This window comes from Ohtaekwangia sp. (assembly GCF_036786105.1).
In the GTDB taxonomy this organism is placed as follows: domain Bacteria; phylum Bacteroidota; class Bacteroidia; order Cytophagales; family Cyclobacteriaceae; genus Ohtaekwangia.
In genome coordinates this window covers 1-26,368 of record NZ_DAIQRQ010000007.1, presented here as the reverse complement: position 1 = coordinate 26,368, position 26,368 = coordinate 1, and the positions used below count along the sequence as shown (strand labels likewise).

Sequence of the window (26,368 nt, the reverse complement as noted above, 5' to 3'; positions counted from 1 at the left end):
CGTCTTTGGCAAAACCAAGTTCCTGCTCCTGCATATATCTGAGTTGATCCACTACGATAAAAGTACCGAGCACAAGACCCAATGAAATAACAAACTGAAATACAACCAGGGCCCTTCTGAGTTGCACACCGCGCACACTGGTCTGCATCTTTCCTTTCAATACTTCGGCAGGGCGCAAACCCGACATGATCCATGCAGGATAATAGCCAGAGAGCACCGTAACCAGCAACACCAGCACTATCATACCGAGCAGCACTTCGGGTCTGAATAGCGCGCTTAATATATAGTTCTTATCCAGCAGTATATTAAAGAATGGCAGCAATGCAGCCGTAACGATAAAAGCCAGTAGTAACGACAGCATGGTAAGTATAAATGACTCTCCGAGGAACTGGCGCACAAGTATAGTTCGTGTCGAACCTACAACTTTGCGCAGCCCTACCTCCTTCGCGCGGTATACCGAGCGGGCTGTAGTGAGATTTACAAAGTTGATGCAAGCCAGCAGAATTACAAATGCTGCAATGGCTGAAACGAGGTATATACGCTCGATGCTCCCTGTTGGGCCCATCGGGTTTACGCTGTGCGTTCGCAGGTATATATCATTCATAGGGGTGAATATTACTTTTGCTTCTGCTCCCCATTCCTTGAGCATGGCACCGGCACGATCGGTATATATATTGGCGGCTTTCGCTTTGAAGGCTTCAACATCGGTTCCTTCCTTCAGCAGTACATAGTTGTTGATATTAATATTTCCCCAGCCATCATCATACGTAAAGCGTGGATCGAACAGCGGGAAGGTGGCAAAAGATATAGCCATGTCCAGCTGAATATGCGAGTTGGAAGGTATATCGGCCATAACACCGGTAACCATAAACTGCAATGTATCCGATAATGTTATATTCTTGTTGAGTGCATCTTCACCCGGAAAGAGTTTCTGTGCCAGCGACTGCGTGATCACAGCTGTATACGGCTCTGTCAATGCTTTCTCCGGATTCCCCTCTGTCAATGGAAACGAAAACATGCTCAAAAACTCGGGCGATACAAAGTGTATCTTCTGTCGGATATGTTTATCACCATGATTCAACAGCAGGAAGGAAGCGCTCTTGGCATAGAGCACCGATTCTACTTCGGGAAATTCTTTTTTCAGAATAGCTCCTACTGGCCAGGCATTGGTGGGATAACTGTCTTTCTCACCGGAAGCAATTGCGTAAAAATTACTCTCTACACGATAGATGCGATTGCGATTGGCGTGAAAGCGATCGTACGACAACTCGTCCAGCGCATACAACATAATGAGAATGCCTACAGCCAAACCCAACGCCAGACCAAAAAGGTTGATCATGGCATACCCTTTAAACTTCACCAATGAGCGAATCGCAATTTTGAAATAGTTTGAAAACATGTGGTTTGATTTAATTTATAACTGATACACATCAATCGTTATCCGTTACAGGTTAATCGTTATCCGAACTGCTAATAACGATTTCCCTGTAACGGATAACGGTTTAACCTTATTCACTGCGCAACGAGCGGGCAGGATTGGCACGCGCTGCCTTAATAGCCTGAGAGGCTACAATAAGCAGGGCAAACACCAGTGCTACTATACCGGCCACGGGCAATATCCAGAGTGGAACACTGATGCGGTAAGGATACCGTTGCAGGAACCAATCCATAAACCACCAGGCCAGTGGCGCAGCTATACAAAATGCAATTAAAATAAGGCGCGAAAAATCTTTGGATATCAACACGACAATACCTCCCATCGAAGCACCTAATACTTTGCGTATACCAATCTCTTTGGTGCGCTGCTCGGCTGTAAAGGCTGCAAGGCCAAACAAACCAAGGCAGGTAACAAATATAGCGAGCACAGCAAACACATTCGACAGATCGCTGATAAGGTTGATCGTAGAGAACTTCTTATTAAATTCCACGTCTGCAAAAGCATAATCAAACGGATAGGCCGGATTATATTTCTTCACAATCGCCTCTACTTCTTTCATCGCTTCCATAATCGGCTTATTCTTGCTCAGTCGTACCGTTACAAAGTTAGAAGCATCCGGACGCAGCACTACGAACATGGGCGATATCTCACGGAACACATTTCCCATCAGTACATCGTCTACTATACCAATCAATGTATACTTCTGTCCCCAGATAGTTAGTTCCGTCCCGATCGGTTCTTTCAAACCCATTACATCGATGGCGGCCTTATTTACCAGCACCGCTGCCGTATCGCTTTTGAAATCTTCCGAAAAGTCGCGCCCCTCCAGCAATTTCATTCCCATTGTTTTCGTATAGTCATACTCGGTTCGCATGGTAGAGAACAACACGCGCTGGTCGGCAGGTTTGCCGGGCCAATCAACAAAGTTATTTGACCATATTGAAGTAATGGGGCTTTGTGATTTGGTTACGGATGTAGCCAACCCGGTGCTCAGTAATTCGCCTTTCAGCGACCGGTAATTTTTGTCGAGGTCGGCTGTGCTTTCAATCGTTACGAGACGTTCCTGATCATAGCCGAGGTCACGGCCTTTAATATGTTGTATCTGCTGATGTATCACCAGTGTGCCAATGATCAACAGGATCGAAAAACCAAATTGCAATGTTACCAGCACCTTGCGCGGCAGCGATGCACCTTTACCGGTATTGAGTTTTCCTTTCAACACCGTAGCCGGTTGAAACGAGGAGAGGTAAAATGCCGGGTAGCTTCCGGACAGCAGACCGGTTGTAGCGGCCAGCCCTGTTACGAATATCCACAGAAAGGGCGATGTAAAATCAAGTTGCAGATTCTTCTCAACAAGTTGGTTATAGAACGGTAATGCTACTTCAACAATCACAATGGCCAGCACCAGCGAAATACCGGAGATGAGCAACGATTCTCCCAAAAACTGGCCGATCAATTCTTTTCTGCGCGAGCCCACACTTTTGCGCACGCCTACTTCGCGCGCTCTGCGTTCAGATCGTGCCGTAGACAGGTTCATAAAGTTGATGCATGCGATAATCAGTATAAATATAGCTACGGCCGCAAAACTCTGAACGTAATCGATCATGCCGCCTTCTTCCTGGCCTGCTTTGAACGAACTATATAAACGCCAGCGACTCATCGGGTACAGAAATACATCACGGCGCATGTTGTCTTCCTTGATATTATTTTTGATAAGATCACGTACATGCTCATTCACGCTGGCTACATCAGTACCCGGATCAAGCTCTGCAAATACCTGGAAAGAAAATTCCTGCCAGCTGTTCTCCGTTTCTTTTATCCACCCGGCATATTGCTTATAGTATGCCCACGGCATCAGGCAATCAAATTCAAATGAAGAATTTTTAGGTACATCTTTTAATATACCCGACACTTTCAATTCAGAAGCATTATCAACGCGAATGATCTGGTTGATGGGATCTTTATCACCAAACAACGCTTTCGCTGCCGATTCGGTGAGCACGATAGACGATGGATCATCGAGCACCTGACGTGCATCGCCTTTTACTAACGGAAACTTGAACATCTCCAGGAAGTTCGGTCCTACATAATGGCCTTGCTTCATGATGCTGTTCTCGCCTACTGTGAGCAGGTGTTCTCCGCCCCAATCGCATAGCGTGGTAAACTTCACATGGCTGTCGGCATGCTTGATAGCTTCAGATAAAGGCTGAGGCACCGAAGTAAAGGAGTTAATCGTTCCATCGTAATATCCATGTATCCATGCCTGGTGTATTTCCCGGTAATTGGTATGGAAGCGATCATAACTTACTTCATCATATACCCATAACAGGATCAGGATGGTACAGGCTATACCAATGGCCAGCCCGGTGATGTTAATGACGGAGTAGATCGCATTACGCTGAATATTACGCAGTGCTATTTTGAGATAATTCTTGAACATATAGTGGGTTTCGGGATTAACACATACTCTATTAATATACTTTATGCGCAAGGCATTTCTGACGGAACATCATTCACAATACATATACTCACGCGGGTCCAACGGGGGGCTGGATACCGGCTGGTTAACAGCAATCCAAGATCAATGCCATGAACAGAATATGCGGTTTCTTAACTATTATTAGCCCTGAAGGTATTTTTAAACGATCAGATGTGAACGGAGATGTCCGGTAGCGGTCGATTTTATAAGCTAAAAGCTTAAAGTTTAAAGTTCAAAGTGGGAGGAGGTGCGTCAGGGCTTTTGGAATTTTTGCAGGTAATCGTGGATATAGGTGTCGATGTGTTTGCGCTTGTATTGCATAATGAAGCGCGGGTGGGCCAGCGGTATAACTTCTTTGAAGAAGCCATGTTTTTTGTTGATAGACGAAAGATAATTGAAGTTCTTCCCTTCACCGAGGCAGTAACAGCGTTCGCGGTTTACGCCGAAGGCGAGTTGCTCACGAATGCATTGCAACATAAAAGGCTCTGCCGCTTGTTGCAATTCACGGAGGTCGTAGTAGTTCAGATTCTTGCCGTCTTTTGTAAAACCCAACGGACTTAGCGCTGTAATATAAAAGTCGCCATAGAATTTGGCAGGGCCGCCATAGGCATTGATCATCCTGTATATATAGTCAGCAGAGAGCTCTACTTTCTTTTTGAGATCGTTGGGTATACCGATCTGTTCCAGCTTTACCGGATCGGTAAACGGTACTCCGGTTACGCCACCACCAAATCGCCCCGGGTTTATACCGAATATGAAGCTTCGTGGTTGAGTGTCGTTATAAAATTTCTGGTAGAATTTTTTACTGAGCGCATAAGCGGTTTCATCCTGGTAAGGATTCATCACCTCTACACCTGGCGGCAGCTTTGCTTTTATTGAAAGGCTGCGATAGAACTTCAGTATATTTTCAGCATTAGACATAAATACATTTTCTCCCACAGATCTCACAGAATTACACAGATAAAACATAGAAAAAAAATTCTGTGTAACTCTGTGAAGTCTGTGGGACTATTTAAAGTTCAAAGCTGCTTTTGTAAAATTCGTTGCGTTGCACATAATCGATCAGATCGAGGTAAAAGGGGTGTGATCCGAGTGTAGCACTATCGCCTATCATAATTAATTTCTTGCGGGCACGCGTCATCGCTACGTTCGTTCTGCGAATGTCACCAAGGAACCCCACCTCACCTTTATCGTTGCTGCGCACAAAGCTGATGGCAATTACATCGCGCTCCTGTCCCTGAAAAGCATCTACCGTGTTGATTGAAATAAGTCCATGCAGCGGCTCCAGTATCGATGAGCCTTCTGCAAGTTTCAGCAGGTAATCAACCTGTGCTCTATAGGGTGTGATGATGCCAAGCGTGATGGACTGTTGCAACCACTCCTCTGCTCCTACCTCTTCTACGAGTTGTTCCACTTGTCGCATGAGTAAATCTGCTTCTTCTTTGTTATAGCGACTCAGTGTTTCTTTATCCTGTTCTTCGGCAAATCCTGCACCGGCCGTGTCTATAAATTCTACCGGTGATTGATTCGGTCGCAGCAACGCATGCTTTACTGAATCATGCGCTATGAGTTCGTCATTATAAAAATACTGTGATGAAAATTTCATGATCGCCTCGTGCATGCGGTATTGCACCTGCAGCATAGACGATTGCTCCGGATGTTTCTCTATACCTTTCTCGAAGAGCGTTCTTGCTAGTCCGGCCCGCGCTGCTTCATTGGATTTTATAGTAGGCGGCAACTGCAGGTGATCGCCTGCGAAAATAACACGCTCCGAGCGGAGTATAGGAATCCAGCACGCAGGCTCAAGCGCTTGCCCGGCTTCATCGATAAAAACAGTTTTGAATCGTTTGCCACGCAATGTCGGGTGCGATGATCCCACCAGCGTGCTGCAGATCACATCGCTGTTTTGCAACAGATCATTAATGATGTAGAACTCCAGCATATCAGCATCGGACTTCATCATCTTTACTTCCTGCTTGAGCAATCTACGTTGCTCGCGTTCATGGTGACCGAAGTTTCGTTTATACTTGAATGCCTGCGCACGCAACTGCTCCATGCGCTTGCGTATCTCGCGCAGCTCGCCATAATTACTATGTGCCGCAATGCGGGCATCCATCGTTTTGCTTAGTGATTGTTCGGTAACACGGGCCGGGTGCCCGATGCGCAATACAGAAAGTCCCTGCTCCGAAAGTTTATCGGCCAGCAAATCAACGGCTGCGTTACTGGGTGCGCACACCAATACCTGCTTCTCTCTTTGTACCGTGGCAATTATAGCCTGCACCAGTGTAGTAGTCTTGCCTGTGCCCGGGGGGCCATGCACGAACGCTACATCATTTGTCTGCAATACTTTCTTCCAGGCTTCCTGTTGACTCGCATTCAAAGGAGCAGCAACGGGTAATGCTGGTATATCTTCAGAAATATGTTTGGAGCTTTTTTCATTTCCCAACAGCAATTCCCGCATAAATGCTACGCGATTTTCTTCCGCGCTGATCACGTCTTTCAACGCTGCTTCCATTTCGCGATAAGTCATCTCATCGAACATAACATCTATACCGAGTAGTCCGTCTTCGATCCAGTCGGGCAGATCATCGCTGTTCAGCGTTATCTGCATCACATGGTCGCGAACATAATTTACCACACCGTTCACATGATCGCGCTCCGGCTTGCCTTCTGCATTGGAGAAAACGCTCACCGACTTTCCACTTTGAAAAGCATGCGGCTGCTCCAGGTTGTTGGTGCGCTCCACTTCAATGATGAGGCGCTCACCCGTACCGATATAGTCGCGGTTAAAACGCAACGGATACCATGTAGTGCCATCTTTGGTGCGATCGTGTACAGAACGCAACAAAACTTTCTGACGATAATATTCCAGGTCTGCCTGCCGCTCCAGCTTGATCAGTTCGAAGGTCTTTTGAAGTTGTTCGCGCGAATTCATTTGGGCGCAATATAACAACAATACGCATTGCCGATCAGGCCGGAGCGAATCAGATTACAGGAATGGTCAACAGGGTTTCTGCTTACCAATGCCAGCCTTGTCGAGGATTATTTCCAGCGGGCAAAACCGCGTGAAGGAAGATTGCAGCAGGTTCAACCCGACAAACGCTGCCAGTGCCAACCAATAATAACTTACCAGGTAAGCAAGCACAACACTGGTGAGCACCAGGGTGCCAGCAACGGCCCTTACAATTCTCTCTTTCATGATCTTTCGATTTATTAACTCGGAGGTATATATTTATCTGGATTGATGGCGCATCATTCGATAGTACAGCAGTGGCACTACCAGCAAGGTTAAAAAGGTGGAAGTAATCGTTCCGCCCATCAGCGAGATTGCCAGCCCCTGAAAGATGGGATCGAATAGTATAATAACCGCACCCAGCACCACTGCACCCGCTGTAAGCAATATAGGCGTGGTGCGAACAGCGCCAGCTTCGATGATGGCTTGCTTCAGCGGTATACCTTCTGCCAGTCGTATATTGATGAAGTCTATCAGCAATACTGAGTTGCGCACCATAACACCAGCCAGTGCTATAAATCCGATCATGGATGTAGCGGTGAAATACGCGTGCAGCAACCAGTGACCGATTACTATACCAATTAACGAAAGGGGTATAGCGGCTAGCATTACTACCGGTACTTTAAAGTCCTGAAACCAACCAACAATCAACATATAGATCATGATGATCACTACTGCGAAGGCTATACCAAGATCGCGGAATACTTCGTAGGTGATCTGCCATTCACCATCCCACTTCAACATAAAATTATCTTCCGACTCCGGTTGATGGTTGAATGATTCTTCCAATGTATAGCCGGTCGGCAGGTGGATCGTTTTCAGTTTATCAGAAATTTCCATCATGGCATAGAACGGACTTTCGAGGTCACCTGCCAAATCGGCCAATACATATACCACGCGTCTTTGATTCTTCCGGTATATACTCTTTGCTTTTGTGGTCTTGCGTACCGCTACCAGATCGCCAATAGCAACAGATTGCCCCTGACTGTTGAGTACGTACAAGTTCTTTATATTCTGTATATCGGATTTATCGCTATCGTTGAATTGCAAAACTATATTTACCGGGTCGAACGCCACCGGGCTGTGCACTACACCGGCCGGCATACCCGAGAGGGCTGCGTTTACCGTGGCTACAATTTGGGCGGGTGCAACGCCTTGCAGCATGGCTTTCTCTTTGTCAACCTCGATCGAGTATTCGGGTTGATCGGCTTCTGTCATCCAATCAACATCTACAATACCTTCTGTCTTGGTTACCAGTTCTCTTACCTGTGTGGCAATACGCACTTGTTCGTTATAGTCAGGTCCGTAAATCTCTGCAACAATAGTCGAAAGCACAGGCGGGCCGGGCGGTACTTCCACCAGTTTTACATTGGCGAGATACTTAATCGCCATTTTCTGTATAGCCGGGCGCATCTGTTTAACAATCGCATGGCTCTGTACACTGCGATCTTTCTTATCGACAAGATTTACCTGTATATCAGCAACGTTGTTTCCTGTGCGCAGATCGTAGTGGCGAACAAGGCCGTTAAAACTGATCGGCCCCGCTGTGCCGATATAGGCCTGATAATTTTCTACGAGTGGTTGCCTCGCTATATATTGTGCTATCTCGCGGGTTACGGTTGCCGTACGTTCCAGTGTTGTTCCTTCCGGCATGTCGATTACTACCTGAAACTCGTTCTTGTTATCGAATGGTAACATCTTTACAGCAACCCACCGGGTATAAAAGAATGATACAGACGCCAGCAGTATAACTACAGTTACTGCCATAAAAGCCCACCGCTTCCAGCGCGTTTCCAGCATGGGATTAATAAAGGCTTTATACAACCGGTATATCTTCGACTCTTCCAGCGCATGTATCTTCTCATCGTGATGATCTTTACCGCGCAGAAAAAGGTAGCCTAAGTAAGGCGTGAGTGTAAGCGCCACCACCAGCGACAGCAACATGGCAATGGATGCACCAATCGGCATCGGGCTCATATAGGGGCCCATCATTCCCGATACAAATGCCATCGGCAACACAGCAGCAATCACTGTGAAGGTTGCAAGTATGGTTGGGTTACCCACTTCGTTAATGGCAAAGATAGCTGCTTGTAAAAAGGGCAATCGCTTCATCTTGAAATGCCGGTGCATATTCTCGGCAATAATAATTGAATCGTCTACTACGATACCAGTAATAAATACCAATGCAAACAAGGTGATGCGGTTCAAGGTATAGTCGAGAAAATAATAACTGAACAGCGTAAGAGCAAAAGTTGCCGGCACCGACAAGAATACTACGAGCCCACCGCGCCACCCCATGGCCAGCATAACAAAAGCAGTAACGGCAACAATGGCTACGAGCAGGTGAAGCAGTAACTCAGAAACTTTCTCGGATGCGGTATGTCCATAGCTGCGTGTTTCGGTTACCTGTACATCCGGAGGGATCAACTCTTTTTTTAATTGCTCAACCCGCGTTGCAATTTTCGATGCTATATTCATGGCATCTGCGCCTTGCTTCTTTGCAATCGCCAGGGTCACGGCCGGATATTCTGATCTATACTGCGAAGCTTTTCCTGCATTGCGTTGCCCGTAACCATACACTACATAGTTTGTTGGCGTTGCTGCACCATCTTCTATCGTAGCCACCTGTTTGAGGTATACCGGCTTGCCATGGTGCGAACCAATAATAAGCTCCTCCACATCGCCGGAGGTATGTAAAAAACTACCAGCCTCAATAGCGAACACGGTATCCTTCCGAAGAATAGATCCGTCTGATGCCTGCGCATTGCCTGCCTGCAACTGATTGCTGATAGACAACAGGTCTACATGACTTGCTGCCATCTTCTCCTTATCCAGTATAACCTTTACCTGCCGGCTGCGCCCGCCGATAATATTGATCGCAGCAACATCGGGAATCTTGCGGATTTCATTCGTAACAGCCTCCCCTAATTGACGAAGCTCATAATCACTATATTCCTCGCTCCACAACGTAAGGCCCATCACCGGAACGTCATCTATAGCGCGTGTCTTTACCAAAGGCATCATTACGCCTGCCGGCATCTTGTCCATATTCTTCATCAGCTCGTTATACAGTTTTATCAGCGAGTGTTCTATATCTTCGCCTACGTAAAACTGCACAATCAGCATGGCCTGTCCTTTCATGGAAGTAGAGTATACATATTCCACTCCTTTTATACCGGATACTATTTTTTCCAGCGGTCGCGACACGCGGGTCTCCACTTCTTCCGGCGATGCCCCGGGATAACGCAAAAATATATCGGCCATTGGTATAGCGATCTGCGGCTCTTCTTCGCGGGGAATCAACCACGTGCTGTAGGCTCCAATGAGCAGAAACCCAATCATGAGCAGGATCGTTAACTTCGATTGTATAAATGCCTTTGCTATATTTCCTGACAAACCTTCTTTCATAGAATGTATCGTATTTTATATTTCTGAACGTATTCTACTTGACAACAAGCGGAACACCATTGTATAGTCGGCCCTCGGCAGATAGTATATAGGCTTCATCGGCACGAAGTCCGGAAAGTATCTCTACCTGTTCGCCGTACACACGGCCCGGCCGCACCCAGCGAAGCAAGGCGGTAGTATGCTCACTCACGGTATATATACCGGCAAGCTGGTCTTTATGCACCAGTGCAGAGGATGGAATCAACACCGTTTCGCCTGCATGCACTTTTGCGGTTGCATCAACAATCGACACCTGCACATACATGCCACTGTATATATTATCGCTTTCCGGGAGACTGATCTTTATCCGGTAACGACCTCCATTCATGTGAGAAGACGGGCTTACCTCTGATACCTTACCTATTATCGTGTGTCCGGAAGACTTGATCGTCACCGATGCGCTCATCCCTTCACGTATGCGATCTATATCTTCTTCGGCCACGGAAGTTGTTACCTGATATTTACCGGCCTGTTCCAGCACCAATATAGGCGCTCCGGGATTAGCCATGCTTCCGGTATCCTGGTTTCGTTGCACAATTACACCTGCAAAAGGTGCTTTAATCTGTGTATAAGCAAGCATCGCTTCTGCCTCACGCTGCATCTGCCGTGCAGCCTCCGTTTTGGCTTGTATTGATTGAAGATGGAGCGCCATATTCTCAACTTCTTTTGCCGATGCACTTTGTTGTCTATACAATTCCACGTAACGATCGTGATCTTTCCGGGCATCTTTCAACGCTGCTTCTGCTTCGTCAACCATCGCTTGTGCCTGCGCTCGCTTTGCCAGTATATCAGCATTGTTAATGGCAACGAGTAATTGACCGGCTGCTACATGATCACCGGGGGTTACATATATAGCAGCGATGTAGCCCATCACGCGAGTGCTAATAAGTGCTGTTTCTGCTGCTTCTATCTGCCCACTGCTGCGAATACCGTCTCCTTCTTTTTTACCGGCTGTAGCTACGGTTACTTTTACCGGTATATCAGCTGTTATCGTGTGTTGCTTCTCTTCGTGAGAACAGGCTGCTAACAACATAGCGGCCGATACCAACAGCGTTATGCTGCGATGAGTATATATTTTCATAAGAATCATTTTACTTTTCTGAAGTGGATGTTAGAAACTGTATATAGGCTACCGTGGTGTTGTATTGAAATATAGCCTGTGCCTGGCGGAGCTTTTGCTCCGACACCAGGGCTTGCGCCTGCAGAAGATCGCGCACCGTTACCAATCCCTGCTGATAACGATTTTGCAGAATGCGCAAGGCTTCAGCCGCCTGCTGTGCTGCTATTTCAGTTTGCTGCAAGGTGAACCTCGCATCTTTTAACTGACGATTAGCTTTGTAAAGCCCTTGCTGGGCCTGACTTTTCTGATACGAAAGCAGTTCCACGGTTTTGTTCCGCTCGGCTTGTTGCTCGGCAATTTTATAGCGCGTAGACAAGCCATTAAAAAGCGTCCATGACAGTTGTGCTCCCACGAGGTAAGCATTAGCTCCAAATCCGAGGGCTTGTCTATCGTTGATGAGGTATTCGCCAAAAGCATTGAGGCGCGGTATATAGTTGAGCTTACTCGCACAAATCATTTTTTCCTGTGCAACAACAGCCGCTTGCATCGCCTGGAAGTCAGCACGATTGTCGGGCACAAGCAAGGCTGTATCAGCAACTATATTTACCTGCACCAACGTATCCACGGTATAGACTATACCTGCAGATGCTCCCATCAACAAACTCAATTGATCGGATACATTGCGAATATTGCTTCGCGCCTCGGCTAACCTCGCCGCGGCTGCCGATTGCTCGACCTGTACGTGAAGCACATCTGATTTTTGCAGGTAGCCTTTCTCCATCCGGTTGTGCGTATCGATATATAGAGCATCCACTGCTCGTGAAACTTCTTCCATGACGCGTGCTGCCTGCCAGGCCAGGTATAGTTGGGCATAAGCCGTCTGGGTTTGCAGCGACAGGTATTCTTTGGTTCGCTTTGAACGGAACACATATACCTGCACCTGTTCCAAAGCAGCCTGCCGCCGGTAGAACTGATCAGGGTTGATGAGCGGTTGTTGCCACTCTGCTTTAGTAATAAAATTTTGAGTCGCTGCAGGATGGTTCAGCGTTTCCGGATTAAAGTCGCTTGGTGCAATGGTCTGTTGTTGTAGCTTGAACCCGAATGCATTCAGCGGGTTATTGGTGCTCATGCCCGTATAGCTCAGCTTTATCTGCGGCAGAAACACTGCATCGGTCTGCCTATATTTTGCCCGTGCAATTTCCTCATCAAAACCCGACAGTATAATTTCTTTGTTATTCCGGAGGGTAGCCTCCACCGCATCGTGCAGCGTAAGCGGTACTTCCTGTGCCCTGATGTATGTTGAGATCAGTATGGCTAACCCCGGCATCATCCAACGTACTTTCTTCATGTGCCTGTAATTTTTAACAAAAGTACCGGGCACATCAGAGGTGTACTGTGACTGCAGTCACACTCACTTTTTTTCTAACTAAAGGCTATAAATAAAAAAGGTGATGGTTATGAACCATCACCTGTCATGTCTTGTTTGGCTGCGCTTACAAGCTTAACCGGGTAAGCTCGTTACGCGATACAGAAATCTTCTTCGAGGATTCCAGTTTCTTCAGCAACCGGCTGATCACCTCCCTGGATGAATTAAGGTCATCGGCAATTTCCTGGTGGGTTATCGCAATCTTATCGCCCTGCACAGCATCAAATTGTCGCTTCAGATAAAACTCGAGCTTTTGATCCATCGAGCGAAACGTTACCTGGTCAAGCACTTCAAGCAGTTCTTCAAAACGCGAGCGGTATGTTTCCAGCACAAAATAATACCATGAACGATGATGCTGCATCAACTCATCCATATACTGTATCGGTATAGCGAGCGCTTTTACCGGAGTCATGACTTTCGCCTTGATAACACTGGTTTCGTTTTTAGTAGCGCAGATCATCGACAAGGCACAGGCCTGCCCTCTTTCAAGATAGTATAGAAAGAATTCTTCGCCATCGTTACCCTCGCGATAAAGCTTTACGCGTCCATCCAGTATCAGTAGCGAGTTCTTGAAATATTGCCCGGAGCGCATCAGCATTTCTCCTTCTTCAAACTCAACGATCTGGCCTACTTTCTCCAGCAGCGTTGTAAGTTCCGGATCGAAATAAGGAAATAACGATTGAAGCTCCATATTTGTGTTACACTACTCCTGATTTTTAAGAAGATTAGCCAGCCGCTTTAACTGCTGCTGGTTATCAAATGAATTAATAGTATACTCTATATTATACTTCTCGCGTGTGGTAAGGCGCCAGCTCAGCGAAGCACGCGAGCTGTTCTGCCGGATGCTGTCCATCTTTTGCAGGATGGGCACATAGTTCTCCGTTTGATACTGGAGGTCTACACGATCAATCTTTCCTTTGAACCACGATTTTGCATGACCGATGAGCATATCGCTGTTGATATCCTGAAAATTTTCAAAGTTGTTATATACACTGCTGATCGGCTGTGTAAAATCATCTACGATGGTCTGACCTGTTTTTTGTTTGATGGGATCGAGCTTGGGCGAATCGCGGATGGATACGAAAATAATACCGGAGGTATTTTCGGCAATCCACTCGCGGAAAGAGAACAGAAAACGTACAGCATCTGACACACCAAAGTTATCGGATATACCGGCATCCATAATACGGATCGCGGGTTCAGTCGGCAAGGTAGTATTGGGCGTTATATAGGGAAACGTAGCACTCATGCGCAAGGCTGAGAGAAAGCGCAGGTTGGCACCGTTGTGATCCTGGAACAACGTTTGAAAATCTACACCGCTGATTTTAGACAACGCATGGGGTGGAAAGCTCAACATGTCATCGTTCATAAACGACACGGGGCGTGCCGCTATATATAGCTTGCGTCCGTCATTTACGATGGTAGGCGTTAAAATCATCATCGGTATAGTAGCCGTTTGTTCTGCACTGTCGTAGGCTTCGATCGGTTTGTTGAGCAGCTCTTCGGTGATTTGATTCAATTGTTCTTCAAATGTATAGCCACGATCGCGATAGTATAGATTGCCGCCATATTCAAACTTGGTAAAGCCCACAAACAGATCATTCGCCATCAAACTGAAAATAAGCGGATTCAAATTATCGGTCGCAATTTTCTGCCGGTGTACAATGGCATTGGGATGTATATTTTTTCCCAGCTTCTGTTGCAGTTTCAATTCGCGATAGTAACTGGCACCAATCAATCCACCCGATGCACCGGTAATAAGTATACTGTTCTCCATCAACTGGCCCTTCGTAAGGCTGTCGGCCGCCTGCATCGCAGTAAGCGTCCATAACGCTGCACGTTTACCACCACCGCTTGCGCAGAGAAAAACCATCTTGGGTTTTTCTTTGCCTTGAAATTTCCTGCGCCAGTTTTCAAGCATCACCATTGTTGCGCGCCTGTCGCGTTCAATGTGCGTGCTGTCATTTAACTGCTGTAATACATTGATTGAATATTCAGCCGCGGGTCGCTGATACTCGAGGCCGAAAGCTTCATAACGCTTCGCGAAAAACTCTTCGCCCACCAGGTAATTGAGGGTGAGAAAAAGCAATAGTGCTACCGTGGCAGACCATCCTCCAAACCAATAGGAGAACGCTCCGGCCATCATCACGAAAATGGTAAGAAAGATCACGAAGCTGGATGCTGCAGGAAGCTGGAATACGGGATAATCTTTAAAGATGCCGAGCACCAGCACAATCACAAAGATCATCAGTTCGATAATGACCAGGTTAAAATGATTTTGATCGAACACCTGCAGGATGGTTGACTTGTCGTAGAAAGTTGTCTCCTCTACTTCCTTCACCTTGAAGTTATAATCGAAATAGTTATCGACACGAATCTGCTTCTTCCGGGCAATGTCGAGTTTCTTCATTGCACTGGCGCGCGTTACCTGCACGTTCTGTTTAATCTTTTCATCGATGCGGCATACTACATATTTGAAAATGTCTTTATTGGTAAGCCAGAAGTAACCGAAGAAGATAAGCGTCATGGTAAGATAGCCCGTCATAAGACCGGTAAGGTTCCAGGCGAGTCCGCGTGCCGTACTGTATTCGTTGTGTGTTTGAAACTCGATGATCTCGTAGATGTAGGTGCCCAGAAAAAGTATCGGAATAACACTGTTGTTAATGGTAAATTTGGAGAACGGCCGCGACAGCGTTCCTACAAATGAGAACCGGTGGCCATCGGCAATATAACAGGTAATGTGAAAGGCGGTGGTAAATCCGGCGGTTACAAGCCCCATAATAAAGAAGCTTCTGAAATTCACTTTGTTCAGATATTCCGGGTCGAGAAAGAGATAGGGTATACCCAGGTATTTGCCGAAACTGCCGGTGATCATGGCAAAGAGAATAATCCAGCACAGCATCAGCACATGATTCCGTTTTATGTTGTTGAACAGGAGCTGAACCGGAAAAGAGTAGAAGATCTTCGGACCTATAAAATAAAGCTTGCGCAGCATAGACAGATTTAATTCAAGATAGTGTTTTTTGAGGAGTCTTTTGATTTAAACACGGCTGTAAATTAAAGTTTAAGTTTCAATTTTACCGGTTACTTTTCCGGAGTTACACGTGGTTTTATATTTTTTTTCTTCGGTTGATTGAGTTTACTTCGGGCCTGTGACCGAAAAAGTTTTTCACATTTACCGATCGTCTGCCGGCTCTGGCAAGACACGCACGTTGGCTAAAGAATATCTTAAGCTCGCCCTGCGCTACCCGGAATATTTTCGCTACATCCTGGCGATGACGTTCACCAACAAGAGTACACAGGAAATGAAAGATCGCATCATCCGCTACCTGGATGACTTTGTTCGCGGAAAGAGCGAAGATCTTGCTACAGAGATCATGAACGACTTCCAGGCGGAAGGCCGAAGCTTTACGCCGAAACAGTTTGCCGATCGCAGCCGTGAGGTGCTCTCGCTTATTCTTCATCACTACTCGCAGTTCTCGGTCAGCACGATCGATGCATTCTTTCAACGTGTGATACGCTCCTTTACCCGCGAGACTAATCTGTTGGGTAATTTTCGTCTCGAAGTAGACAACGACCTGGTGCTGGAAGAAGTAATCGACCAGGTAATGGATAATCTTTCGGATGACGAAGAACTGCGTGGATGGGTGCTGGAATTTTCGCTGGAGCGATTGGTAGAAGGTAAAGACTGGGATATACGCTCGGCCCTCCTCGATTTTTCGAAAGAGATTTTCAAGGAAGAGTTCAAGGCCATTGAAGACCAGGTGCTGCGCATCACGGAGAACAAAGAGTTCTTCAAAAGCGTTCGTATAAAACTGCAGCAGGTAGTAAAACAGTTCGAGAGCCAGGTGCAGCAAACTTCACGCAACCTGCTGAAAGATTTTCATGCACATAATCTTTCCATTACCGATTTCAAGTATGGCAAGAGCGGAAGTATATATTCGTATATAGCCGGCCTCGAAGAAGAAATCAAACTTCCGGGCATGCGGGTGATGAACATGCTCAACGATTCCACGGAGTGGCCTGCACCCAAGAACAGCCATGCAGCACTGATTGTATCGAAGGCCGAGCAACAATGGCGTTCGGAACTGGCAACACTGGTAGAATTTATTGAACAGCAACAGGTATCGTATTACTCGGCAGAACAGGCATTGCGCAACCTGTATGTATTTGGGTTGCTTTCAGATATATCGAAGACGTTGCGCGAGTACCTCCGCGAGAACAACCTGATGTTGTTGTCTGACGCTCCCCAGTTTTTGCGCGGGGTTATGCAAGACCAGGATACTTCATTTATTTATGAAAAAGTAGGATCGTTCTATCGTCACTTTCTTATTGATGAGTTTCAGGATACATCGGGTTTTCAGTGGAAGAATTTATTACCGCTGGTTAAGAACGGTATATCTCAAAATTACAGGAGCCTTATTGTTGGCGACATCAAACAATCTATTTATCGCTGGCGCGGTGGCGATCTGAATATATTACAGGAGAAAGTAAAGGAAGATATAGGTATACCGATGATCGATATCTTTCCGCTGGATACCAACTACCGCAGTGCCGGCAATGTAGTAACATTTAACAACGCCTTGTTTGACGCTGCCGCTGCGATTATCGGTAAAGAAACGGGCACTACCTTTCCGCAGGAATCTTACCAGGATGCTGCTCAGAAGTTATTCCGCCATCCTGACAAAGGCTATATTTCCATTCAGTTTATTGATAGTGCAGAAGCATCTTTACCAGCGAACGGTGACACAGCCGATAAGTCTGCAGTAAAATTTGAAGACCTTGCCCTTGAACAACTGCCGCGACAACTGGAAGAATTACAAGCCAACGGTATAGCCCTGCGGGATATAGCCTTCCTGGTGCGCGACAACAGTGAAGGGCAAATGATCGCGCAATACTTTATGCAGTATCGGTCATCGCCAGAGGCAAAGCCGGGGTATAAATACGATGTTGTCTCCAATGAATCGCTTCGCCTTGATCAGTCAGCTTCCGTAGTGGTGTTAATCAATGCCATGCGCCTGCTGGAAGATCCGCGCAATCTCATTGCCCGTGCACAGCTGTCGTACGAGTATCAAAAGCTGTGGCCGCAGCAAGCGTTCCCGAATCTTCACCAACTATTTTCGCGGAGTAAAACAAAAGACTTTGCCAGGCTCGTGCCTCCTCCGTTTACTGCGCAGGAGGATGTACTGGCAGCGCTGCCCCTGGTGGAACTGGTAGAAAATCTCATTCATATCTTTAATCTCGGCAAGCTCTCTACGGAGATCGCATACCTGCAGGCATTCCAGGATGTGGTGCTGGAATTTGGCATGCGCGAGAAAAGCGATCTCGCTTCATTTTTACAATGGTGGGAAGAGAATAAACATAAAAAATCCATACAGGTAGCGGGAGGTGTAGATGCTGCACAGATCATTACCATACATAAGTCTAAAGGATTGCAGTTCCGGTATGTCGTTATTCCGTTCCTGCATTGGGAGCTCAATCACCCTCCCATGAAATCGCCTATACTCTGGTGCCGCTCAGACGAGCCGTTGTTTAAAGATATAGGATATCTGCCTTTGAAATATAGCAGCAAGCTGGAGAACACAACCTTTAAAGATTATTATACCGAAGAACGCAAGCGCATATACCTCGACAATCTCAACCTGCTGTATGTAGCGTTTACCCGTGCCGAACATGGACTGATCGCACTATCGCCACTCGCCAAATCAGGATCTATAAATCACGTAGGCAAGCTTACCATGCGAGCCATAGAAAGCAGCGATACGTTGCTGCCGTACTGGAGTGCTGAAAAGAAAGCCCTGACGATAGGCGCCATTGATCCAGAAAATATAGCAGGCAAAACGGAAGAATCGCTGGTGTTGAAAAGTTACTCAATTACCCCGTGGCGCGAGCGACTGCAGATACGAACGCGTGGCAAAGAGTTCTTCGAGCAAACGGCAAAGCGCAAGAAAATCAACTATGGTATATTTCTGCATGCGCTGATGGCACGGATAAAAACCGCAGCGGATGTAGCCATTACCCTGGAGCAAGCGGTGAAGGAAGGAATGATCCAGCATGATGAGCGTGCACAGATTGAAGAGTCGGTGCAATGGATCGTTACGCATCCCAAACTGCAAGACGCATTTTCTCCGGAAGCATCACTCAAACGCGAAGCTTCGTTGCTTGTGCCGGGTGGCGAACGCAGAATAGATCGCATGGCTATACTTGATAACCGCGCGTGGCTGATCGACTATAAAACCGGTGCCCCCAAACAGGAAGACGAACAACAGATTAAAGAATATATAGCCATACTACAAACCATGGGCGTAAGCGAAGTAAAAGGATTTCTGGTATATGTAAACGAGCGGGAGTGTAAAGCAGTATGAGAACATTTATACAGGAAATAGCCGATACCATACGCCAGCAACATACAGATTGGGATAATCTTACTGTGATCTTCCCGAACCGAAGAGCTTCACTATATTTTAAGAAAGCACTGGCCGAAAATCTCGATACACCGCGATGGTCGCCCGCCATCGTAAGCATTGAAGAATTTATAGGGTCGTTCTCCGACCTGAAAGAAGCTGATAAACTTTCGCTGGTCGTAGCGCTATACCGGGTATTTAAACGCGTTACCCATTCGGAAGAAAACCTTGATCATTTTTACTTCTGGGGAGAAATGCTGCTCCGCGATTTTGATGAGCTGGATAAATACCTGGTGCCTGCAGCCGGTTTGTTTAAAGACCTGAGCAATCAAAAAGAACTCGATCAATATTTCGATTACCTCACCGAAGAACAAAAAGAATTTTTGATTGCCTTCTGGCAAACCATCGACTTTAGTTCATCGGCCAGTAAACAGAAATTTCTGGAGCTGTGGCAAAGTCTTTACCCGGTATATATCGCGTTTCGTGAGCATTTAATGGAAGAGAAGATTGCCTATTCAGGCATGATTCACCGCCACGTAGCTGAGAATATAGACAAGCTGATGCCCGCCGGTAAAAAGACTGCATCTTCCATGAAGTATATATTTGCAGGTTTCAACGCGCTTACCGCTGCCGAAGAAAAAATCATGACGTGGTTTGTAGAGCATCACCATGCCAGCATCGTGTGGGATGAAGATGCTTTCTATGTAAACGAGCCGCATCGTGAAGCAGGTACTTTCTTTCGCCAGTACAGAAAACATAGCGTGCTGGGTCGCACGTTCAATCCTGAGCCTTCGGTATATCTTGGGCAGGATAAGAAGATCACTATTCTCGGTGTTCCGCAGAAAGCCGGGCAGCCAAAATTACTCGCTCAACAACTGGAAGCAACGGTACGGGCACTGGCCGCCAGCGGTGCAGACGAACGCACGGTAATTGTATTGCCCGATGAGAATATGCTGTTGCCGGTGCTCTATGCCTTGCCGCCTGCGCTGCAGTCCATCAACGTTACCATGGGTTTTCCCCTGGTGAGTACGCCGTTTTATTCATTGATCGATTTCCTGTTTGATCTTCACCAGCACGTGCGCAAAGGTGAATTTTACTACCGGCATGTGCTGGCGTTGCTCAATCATCCCTACCTCAAGGCACGTGTGGGAGAAGATGCAGCACAGTGGCGCACATTTATTCAGAAAAATAACCAGGTACATATATCGCCTGATTTCTTTGAGAAGAAACACGATCTGCTGGAAACTATATTTCAACTGGTGCCTTCAGAAAGTTTTCTTTCCTATCTTATTCATGTAGTAGAGCAACTGGCAACCGATTCCAGTGCAGGTGGATTGATGGAGAAAGAATTTGCATTTCACTTTCATCGCATTCTCGCCCGCGTGCAAGAGCTCACTGCCAGTGAACCGATGGAACTGCGCATGCAACAGCGTATGTTTCGCCAGATAGTGCGCGCAGAGAAGGTACCCTTCACCGGTGAGCCGCTGAAAGGTTTGCAGATTATGGGTGTGCTGGAAACGCGTAACCTGGACTTTGACCACGTCATTGTCCTTTCACTGAACGAAGGTCTGTGGCCCGCGGCTCCTCGACAGGGTTCTTATATACCGCACAACATCCGCAAGGCGTATCAGCTTCCTACGTCAGAACACCAGGATGCTATGTATGCTTACCTGTTCTACCGGTTGTTGCAGCGCGCAGAGAAAATCGATCTATACTATAACACCGAACCCGATGTGCTCGGCACCGGTGAAATGAGCCGCTATCTATACCAGCTTATCTATGAAACGCACTGGCCGTATGAGCGCAAAATTCTATATAACCCGGTGCAGGTGCATGAAGCCAACCCGATCACCATCGATAAGAAAACAGATGTACTCGAAAAACTGGAACGTTACTTTGGCAAAGCGCTTACGCCCTCTACACTCAATACATACCTGGAGTGCCGGTTAAAATTTTACTTCAAACATTTACTTGAAATACGCGAGCCCGATGAAGTAGAAGAAGAAGCCGATGCCCGCATCTTTGGAAATATATTTCATAAAGTAATGGAATTGTTCTACCAGGATGTGAAACCACCTGCGGGAGCATGGACGGTAAATGAAGCACATTTCGAGAAGGTGGGCACCAAGCTCGATCGCCTCATAGAACTGGCGTTCCGCGATCATTTTCATTTGCCCGATACCAAAAAATTTGAATACGATGGCCGCCAGCTGGTAGTAAAGGAAATGGTAAAGAAGTTTGCATTGAAAGTATTGTCGCACGATAAAGCGAATGCTCCTTTTACCATTGAGCTACTCGAAAGCCGTAACTTCATTACCCCTATACAGGTAACGCAGCGTGAGCAACAACTTACCATCATTCTGGGAGGATTGATAGACCGTGTTGATCGAAAAGAAAACACCGTCCGTATTGTTGACTATAAAACCGGTAAGGACGAAAATAAATTTGAAGATATAGCTTCACTCTTCAAGCGCGACCTGAAGCGTAACAAAGCTGCTTTTCAAGCCATGCTTTATGCCTGGGTATATGCGCAGCGCAACAGCGGTGAGCTTAACCGGATCAAGATTCAACCCGGACTTATCAATCGGAAAGAAATTTTCAAAGATGATTTTGAGTATGGCCTGTATTTAGGCAAACATCGCCTGGATGATGTAACGGCTCTCTTACCGGAATTTGAGCAGCACCTGCACACCCTCCTCCACGAACTCTTCAACCCCACACAACCCTTCGATCAAACGGAAGACCTGAAGGTTTGCGCGTATTGTGATTATCGGGAGATATGCGCACGTTGAGAGTGTGTTGAAGTGTTGGGTATTGAAGTGTTGAAGTTGAGGTAAACTAAATAATATTAATTCACCTACTATAGTTCAGGAGAGAAACTCCAACACATCAACACTTAAACACTCCAACACTATCTTTCACTATCTTTTCCCATACCACTTCTTCTTCTTTTTCGGCTTATCGCCGGCGGGGGCTGCGTTGCCGGGGCGTTGTGATGGTGTACGACTGGGGTTCTGGCGGTTTGTGACAACCGGCTGAGGCATGCCGGCTCGTTGCAGCGGATAGGGATGATCTTGCACTACCGGTATTTTCTTACCGATCAGTTTCTGAATATCGGTTAGAAATTCCTTTTCTTCTTCATCGCAGAACGATATAGAGATTCCGTTGGCACCCGCGCGCCCCGTGCGGCCAATGCGGTGCACATACGTTTCAGGAACATTGGGAAGCTCGAAGTTTATAACATGGGTCAATTCTTCCACATCTATACCACGGGCCGCAATATCTGTGGCTACCAATACACGAATAGTACGCGATTTGAAATTCGTAAGGGCACGCTGTCTGGCTCCCTGCGATTTGTTACCGTGGATGGCTTCTGCGCGAATGCCGGCATCATTTAACTGCCGGGCTACCCGATCGGCTCCATGCTTGGTGCGCGTAAATACCAGGGCCGTGCTGATGGATTTATCCTGTAACAACAGGTTGAGCAGCTTGCGTTTGTTGTTCTTCTCTACAAAGTATACCGACTGCTTTATGGTGTTGGCGGTAGAGGAAACAGGCGTTACCTCTACTTTTACCGGATTGGTAAGAATGGTATTGGCAAGCGAAGCGATCTCAGGCGGCATGGTGGCCGAGAAGAATATCGTTTGACGTTTCGCAGGAATGCGCGCGATCACTTTCTTCACATCATGTATAAAGCCCATGTCGAGCATACGGTCAGCCTCATCGAGCACCAGCATTTTGAGGTTTTGAAGCTTCACAAAACGCTGATCCATCAGATCCAGCAATCGTCCTGGGGTAGCAATTAATATATCGACACCCGCTTTCAGGGCATCGGTTTGGTTACGTTGCGATACACCTCCAAAAATAACCGTATGCGATAATCGCAGGTGTTTACCATACGCCGCAAAGCTTTCACCTATTTGCACAGCAAGTTCGCGGGTTGGCGTGAGGATCAGGGCCTTTATGCCTGCAGGGCCTTTCACATACAGCTCATCGGTATGTAGTAACTGCAGGATGGGTAACGCGAAGGCTGCTGTTTTACCTGTACCGGTCTGTGCACAGCCTAATAAATCTTTTCGCTGTAGCAGAACCGGAATGGCTTGCGCCTGGATGGGTGTGGGCTGGGTGTATCCTTCGGATTTGAGAGCACGCAACAACGGCTCTATAAGATTCAGATTTTCAAATGTCATTGTTAATAATTATCGTATTTGCACGGGGCGCAGAAGGCTTTTTGCCCTTTCTGAAGCTATCTGGCAACTAATTTTTAAGGGAAGTCTTAGAAAGAAGCGCAAAATTAAGCAATTAGTTCGATACTTTGTCGTTTAATTCCTGTTCGGCACCCCAAAAGGTGTATGGTAACTGAATTTATCTCTTACCTTTGTATCGATTATTTTTAATTTCAATGAAAGAAGGAACAGTAAAATTTTTCAATGAAGCCAAAGGATTTGGTTTTATCAAGGAAACAGCAACGGGACAAGATTATTTTGTACATATTTCCGGACTGCTTGTTGACTCAATCCGTCAAAACGATGTGGTGACGTTCGAGCTTCAGCAAGGCAAAAAAGGCGTTAATGCCGTTAACGTTCGGTTAGCAAACTAAAACAGAATCACCGTATACGTTAAAGCCAGGTTCATCGCCTGGCTTTTTCGTTTAGTATTGTGCATGGAAGCAACTGCCTGGCACAGTCTTTTACGCGCATTCCGCTTGTTGCATGTTCCTGCTACCTGGAAAGTGTTCCTGGCAGCCATTTGCCCGTTTGCCTTCTCCCGTTCCAATGAATACACAGGTCGGCTTTTCATGCCAACGTTTTTTTTCATATTTTAATCTATCTCTAATCTCTGTCATGGCGCAAAAAGCAGCTACACTCAACTACGTGCAGGATATATACCTCGAGAGAATGATTGCTGAAATACAGGATTATGCTATTATTCTGCTCGATACCAACGGAATTATTATAAATTGGAATAAAGGCGCTGAAGCGCTGAAAGGATATACAGCGCAGGAAGCGATCGGCAAAAGCCTGCATATTTTCTACCTTGAAAGTGACAGACGCGAAAAATTACCCGAGCGGCTGATTCATGAAGCAGAAGTAAACGGACGTGCCGCCTATGAAGGCTGGCGTGTGCGCAAAGACGGCAGTTTGTTTTGGGGAAGCATTATCCTCACCGCTCTTCATAGTGACGATGGCCGCGTGATAGGCTTCACCAAAGTAACGCGTGATCTTACTGAACGAAAAGAAGCAGAGACCAAACTCGCTGAGAAGAATGCAGACCTGGAGCGTATGAATCAGGAGTTGTCGTCATTCGCGTATGCCGCAAGCCACGACCTGCAGGCTCCCTTGAGGAAGATACGATCATTCATTGCCCGCATACAGGAAACTGAAAAAAATAATTTGTCCGGAAAAGGCAACGAGTATATCGAACGCATTATCTCCACGGCCTCTCACATGCAAACGCTGATCGATGATCTGTTAACATATTCACGCACCAGTACACAAGAGGTATCGTTTACACCCACCGACCTGAACAAGATACTGGCCGATGTGATGAAAGACCTGGAAGAAACCATTCAAGAAAAACATGCCGTGATTGAGTCCGATAAACTGCCCGTGCTAAATATAGTGGTGTTCCAGTTTGAGCAGCTGTTCACAAACCTGCTGTCTAATGCTTTGAAATTTACCCGGAAAGATATACCTCCGCACATTACAATACGTGCAGAGATTGTTGGCGCAGATGCCATCCCCGGATACGTGGGAGACTTTACACAAACATTCCATCACATTTCATTTGCTGATAACGGGATCGGGTTTGATGAAGAATATAAATTGAAAATATTCGAAGCGTTTCAGCGACTCCACAGCCCGCGTGAGTATAGCGGGTCCGGCATCGGGCTCGCCATCTGCAAGCGCATTGTTGAAAATCACAAGGGCATTATTCAGGCAGAAGGGAAGGAAGGTGCTGGTGCTACATTTCATATCTATTTACCAACAGAACACAGCGAAGTAAAATAAAAATGCAGCCTAGAGACTGCATTGATATTTGTTGTAAACAATTGATTACTCCTGGATTTCACCGCGAGAGGCGGTATATAATTCATACCAATCCTGGTGATCAAGTTGAATATTGAAGGCGTTTGCAATATTACGAATGCGTTGTTCATCGCGTGTACCGATCAATGGGAGAGCTCCCAGTTTGATCAGCCATGCTACTGCCACGGACTCTATATCAACACCGTATTTCGCAGCTGCTTCCTGAAGTTTCCTGCGCACGCGTACGGCCTGTTCGTCTGTGCCGGTAGCAATTCGGCCACTGGCAACTGGTGCCGATACCAGCGGGCGCATATAGCGCTGCTTGATATAGTCGAGTTGACCGTTATCGAGTGCAGCCGTATTCAACAGGTTAAATTCAAGATGATGCGTTACAATCGGCGTATGAAGGTATGACGCCAGCAACTGGTGTTGAAATACCGAGAAGTTCGCTACACCTATATTGTTGACCTTCCCTGATTTTTTAAGTTTCTCAAGTGCAATGGCCGTCTCTTCCAGGTTGGAGATCGGATCGAGATGGTCGAGCAGAAATATATCGATATAGTCTGTGCGAAGTCTCTTCAGAGAATTTTCTACACTCCTGGTGATGTGCTGTGCTGAGGTATCGTAATGCTTTACCCGCACACTGCTGTCGGCAGCATGAGGCACACGTAGTCCGCACTTGGTAAAGAGCACGAGGTCTTCGCGCTTAAACGATTTCTGGCTGATAACCTGACCAAATAATTCCTCGCAGCGAGACGATCCATAGATATCGGCATGGTCGAACGTGTTGATATCCAGCTCAAGACAGAGGTTTACAATCTTTTCCATCGATGCAGCATTGTTCTCCGCTTCTGAATCCCAACGGTAAAAGCCATAAACGGCAGGAGAAACTTTCGGTCCGGCATCACTGAGATAAATTTTTTGCATAAAGTATCATTCGGTTAGTATTACAAGTATCGTATTTATATGCAATAAAAAAAATAGCTGTCTCCCGCAGAAATCGCCAATATTCGCCGATGAAATACAGTTTTATTTCCCACAGAACTCACAGAATTTCGCAGATACATACAGA

The 26,368-nt window shown here is 46.5% G+C and carries 17 protein-coding genes; 4 read left to right on the top strand and 13 right to left on the bottom strand.

The genetic code is table 11. The features are described from left to right. The 10 genes from V7Q33_RS05370 to V7Q33_RS05325 all read right to left on the bottom strand — a co-directional run. The coding region (locus V7Q33_RS05370; protein WP_333819143.1) for an ABC transporter permease at positions 1-1,399 on the bottom strand (1,399 nt) is incomplete at its 3' end. Between the two features lie 109 nt (positions 1,400-1,508). After that, positions 1,509-3,878: an ABC transporter permease gene (locus V7Q33_RS05365; RefSeq protein ID WP_333819142.1), complete on the bottom strand. Its 2,370-nt coding sequence runs from the start codon at positions 3,876-3,878 to the stop codon at positions 1,509-1,511. 291 nt (positions 3,879-4,169) lie between these two features. Continuing rightward, the gene (locus tag V7Q33_RS05360) at positions 4,170-4,838 is read right to left on the bottom strand and encodes a uracil-DNA glycosylase family protein (protein WP_333819141.1); all 669 of its coding nucleotides are present in this window, start codon (positions 4,836-4,838) and stop codon (positions 4,170-4,172) included. A gap of 91 nt (positions 4,839-4,929) precedes the next feature. Beyond that, the gene (locus V7Q33_RS05355) at positions 4,930-6,852 is read right to left on the bottom strand and encodes an AAA domain-containing protein (protein ID WP_333819140.1); all 1,923 of its coding nucleotides are present in this window, start codon (positions 6,850-6,852) and stop codon (positions 4,930-4,932) included. Between the two features lie 66 nt (positions 6,853-6,918). Continuing rightward, complete coding sequence (locus tag V7Q33_RS05350) at positions 6,919-7,116, bottom strand: YgaP family membrane protein (protein ID WP_333819139.1); 198 nt, start codon at positions 7,114-7,116, stop codon at positions 6,919-6,921. 33 nt (positions 7,117-7,149) lie between these two features. Continuing rightward, positions 7,150-10,338: an efflux RND transporter permease subunit gene (locus V7Q33_RS05345; RefSeq protein ID WP_333819138.1), complete on the bottom strand. Its 3,189-nt coding sequence runs from the start codon at positions 10,336-10,338 to the stop codon at positions 7,150-7,152. A 34-nt stretch (positions 10,339-10,372) separates the two neighbouring features. After that, positions 10,373-11,458 (bottom strand): efflux RND transporter periplasmic adaptor subunit, encoded by a 1,086-nt coding sequence (locus V7Q33_RS05340; RefSeq protein ID WP_331980545.1) that lies wholly within the window; start codon positions 11,456-11,458, stop codon positions 10,373-10,375. 10 nt (positions 11,459-11,468) lie between these two features. Further along, entirely contained in the window at positions 11,469-12,785 is a 1,317-nt protein-coding gene (locus V7Q33_RS05335; RefSeq protein ID WP_333819137.1) for a TolC family protein, read from the bottom strand. 145 nt (positions 12,786-12,930) lie between these two features. Next, positions 12,931-13,554: a Crp/Fnr family transcriptional regulator gene (locus V7Q33_RS05330; RefSeq protein WP_331980541.1), complete on the bottom strand. Its 624-nt coding sequence runs from the start codon at positions 13,552-13,554 to the stop codon at positions 12,931-12,933. Between the two features lie 12 nt (positions 13,555-13,566). Then, entirely contained in the window at positions 13,567-15,858 is a 2,292-nt protein-coding gene (locus V7Q33_RS05325; protein WP_331980539.1) for a patatin-like phospholipase family protein, read from the bottom strand. 157 nt (positions 15,859-16,015) lie between these two features. Here V7Q33_RS05325 and V7Q33_RS05320 point away from each other — a divergent pair, with 157 nt between their 5' ends. Continuing rightward, entirely contained in the window at positions 16,016-19,228 is a 3,213-nt protein-coding gene (locus V7Q33_RS05320) for a UvrD-helicase domain-containing protein (protein ID WP_333819136.1), read from the top strand. Continuing rightward, positions 19,225-22,059 (top strand): PD-(D/E)XK nuclease family protein, encoded by a 2,835-nt coding sequence (locus V7Q33_RS05315; RefSeq protein WP_333819135.1) that lies wholly within the window; start codon positions 19,225-19,227, stop codon positions 22,057-22,059. The genes V7Q33_RS05320 and V7Q33_RS05315 overlap by 4 nt, the downstream gene beginning before the upstream one ends. 129 nt (positions 22,060-22,188) lie before the next feature. Here the strand turns inward: V7Q33_RS05315 and V7Q33_RS05310 are convergent, their stop codons facing one another. Further along, positions 22,189-23,457, bottom strand: a complete 1,269-nt coding sequence (locus V7Q33_RS05310; protein ID WP_333819134.1) for a DEAD/DEAH box helicase — start codon at positions 23,455-23,457, stop codon at positions 22,189-22,191. Between the two features lie 212 nt (positions 23,458-23,669). Here V7Q33_RS05310 and V7Q33_RS05305 point away from each other — a divergent pair, with 212 nt between their 5' ends. Further along, positions 23,670-23,867, top strand: a complete 198-nt coding sequence (locus V7Q33_RS05305; protein ID WP_079690413.1) for a cold-shock protein — start codon at positions 23,670-23,672, stop codon at positions 23,865-23,867. Here V7Q33_RS05305 and V7Q33_RS05300 read toward each other — a convergent pair. Beyond that, the gene (locus tag V7Q33_RS05300) at positions 23,864-24,085 is read right to left on the bottom strand and encodes a hypothetical protein (RefSeq protein WP_333819132.1); all 222 of its coding nucleotides are present in this window, start codon (positions 24,083-24,085) and stop codon (positions 23,864-23,866) included. The genes V7Q33_RS05305 and V7Q33_RS05300 overlap by 4 nt on opposite strands. A 26-nt stretch (positions 24,086-24,111) precedes the next feature. Here V7Q33_RS05300 and V7Q33_RS05295 point away from each other — a divergent pair, with 26 nt between their 5' ends. Next, the gene (locus V7Q33_RS05295) at positions 24,112-25,278 is read left to right on the top strand and encodes a sensor histidine kinase (RefSeq protein ID WP_333819131.1); all 1,167 of its coding nucleotides are present in this window, start codon (positions 24,112-24,114) and stop codon (positions 25,276-25,278) included. A gap of 45 nt (positions 25,279-25,323) precedes the next feature. Here V7Q33_RS05295 and V7Q33_RS05290 read toward each other — a convergent pair whose 3' ends face one another. Further along, positions 25,324-26,223: an aldo/keto reductase gene (locus V7Q33_RS05290; protein ID WP_331980526.1), complete on the bottom strand. Its 900-nt coding sequence runs from the start codon at positions 26,221-26,223 to the stop codon at positions 25,324-25,326. Between the last annotated feature and the right edge of the window lie 145 nt (positions 26,224-26,368).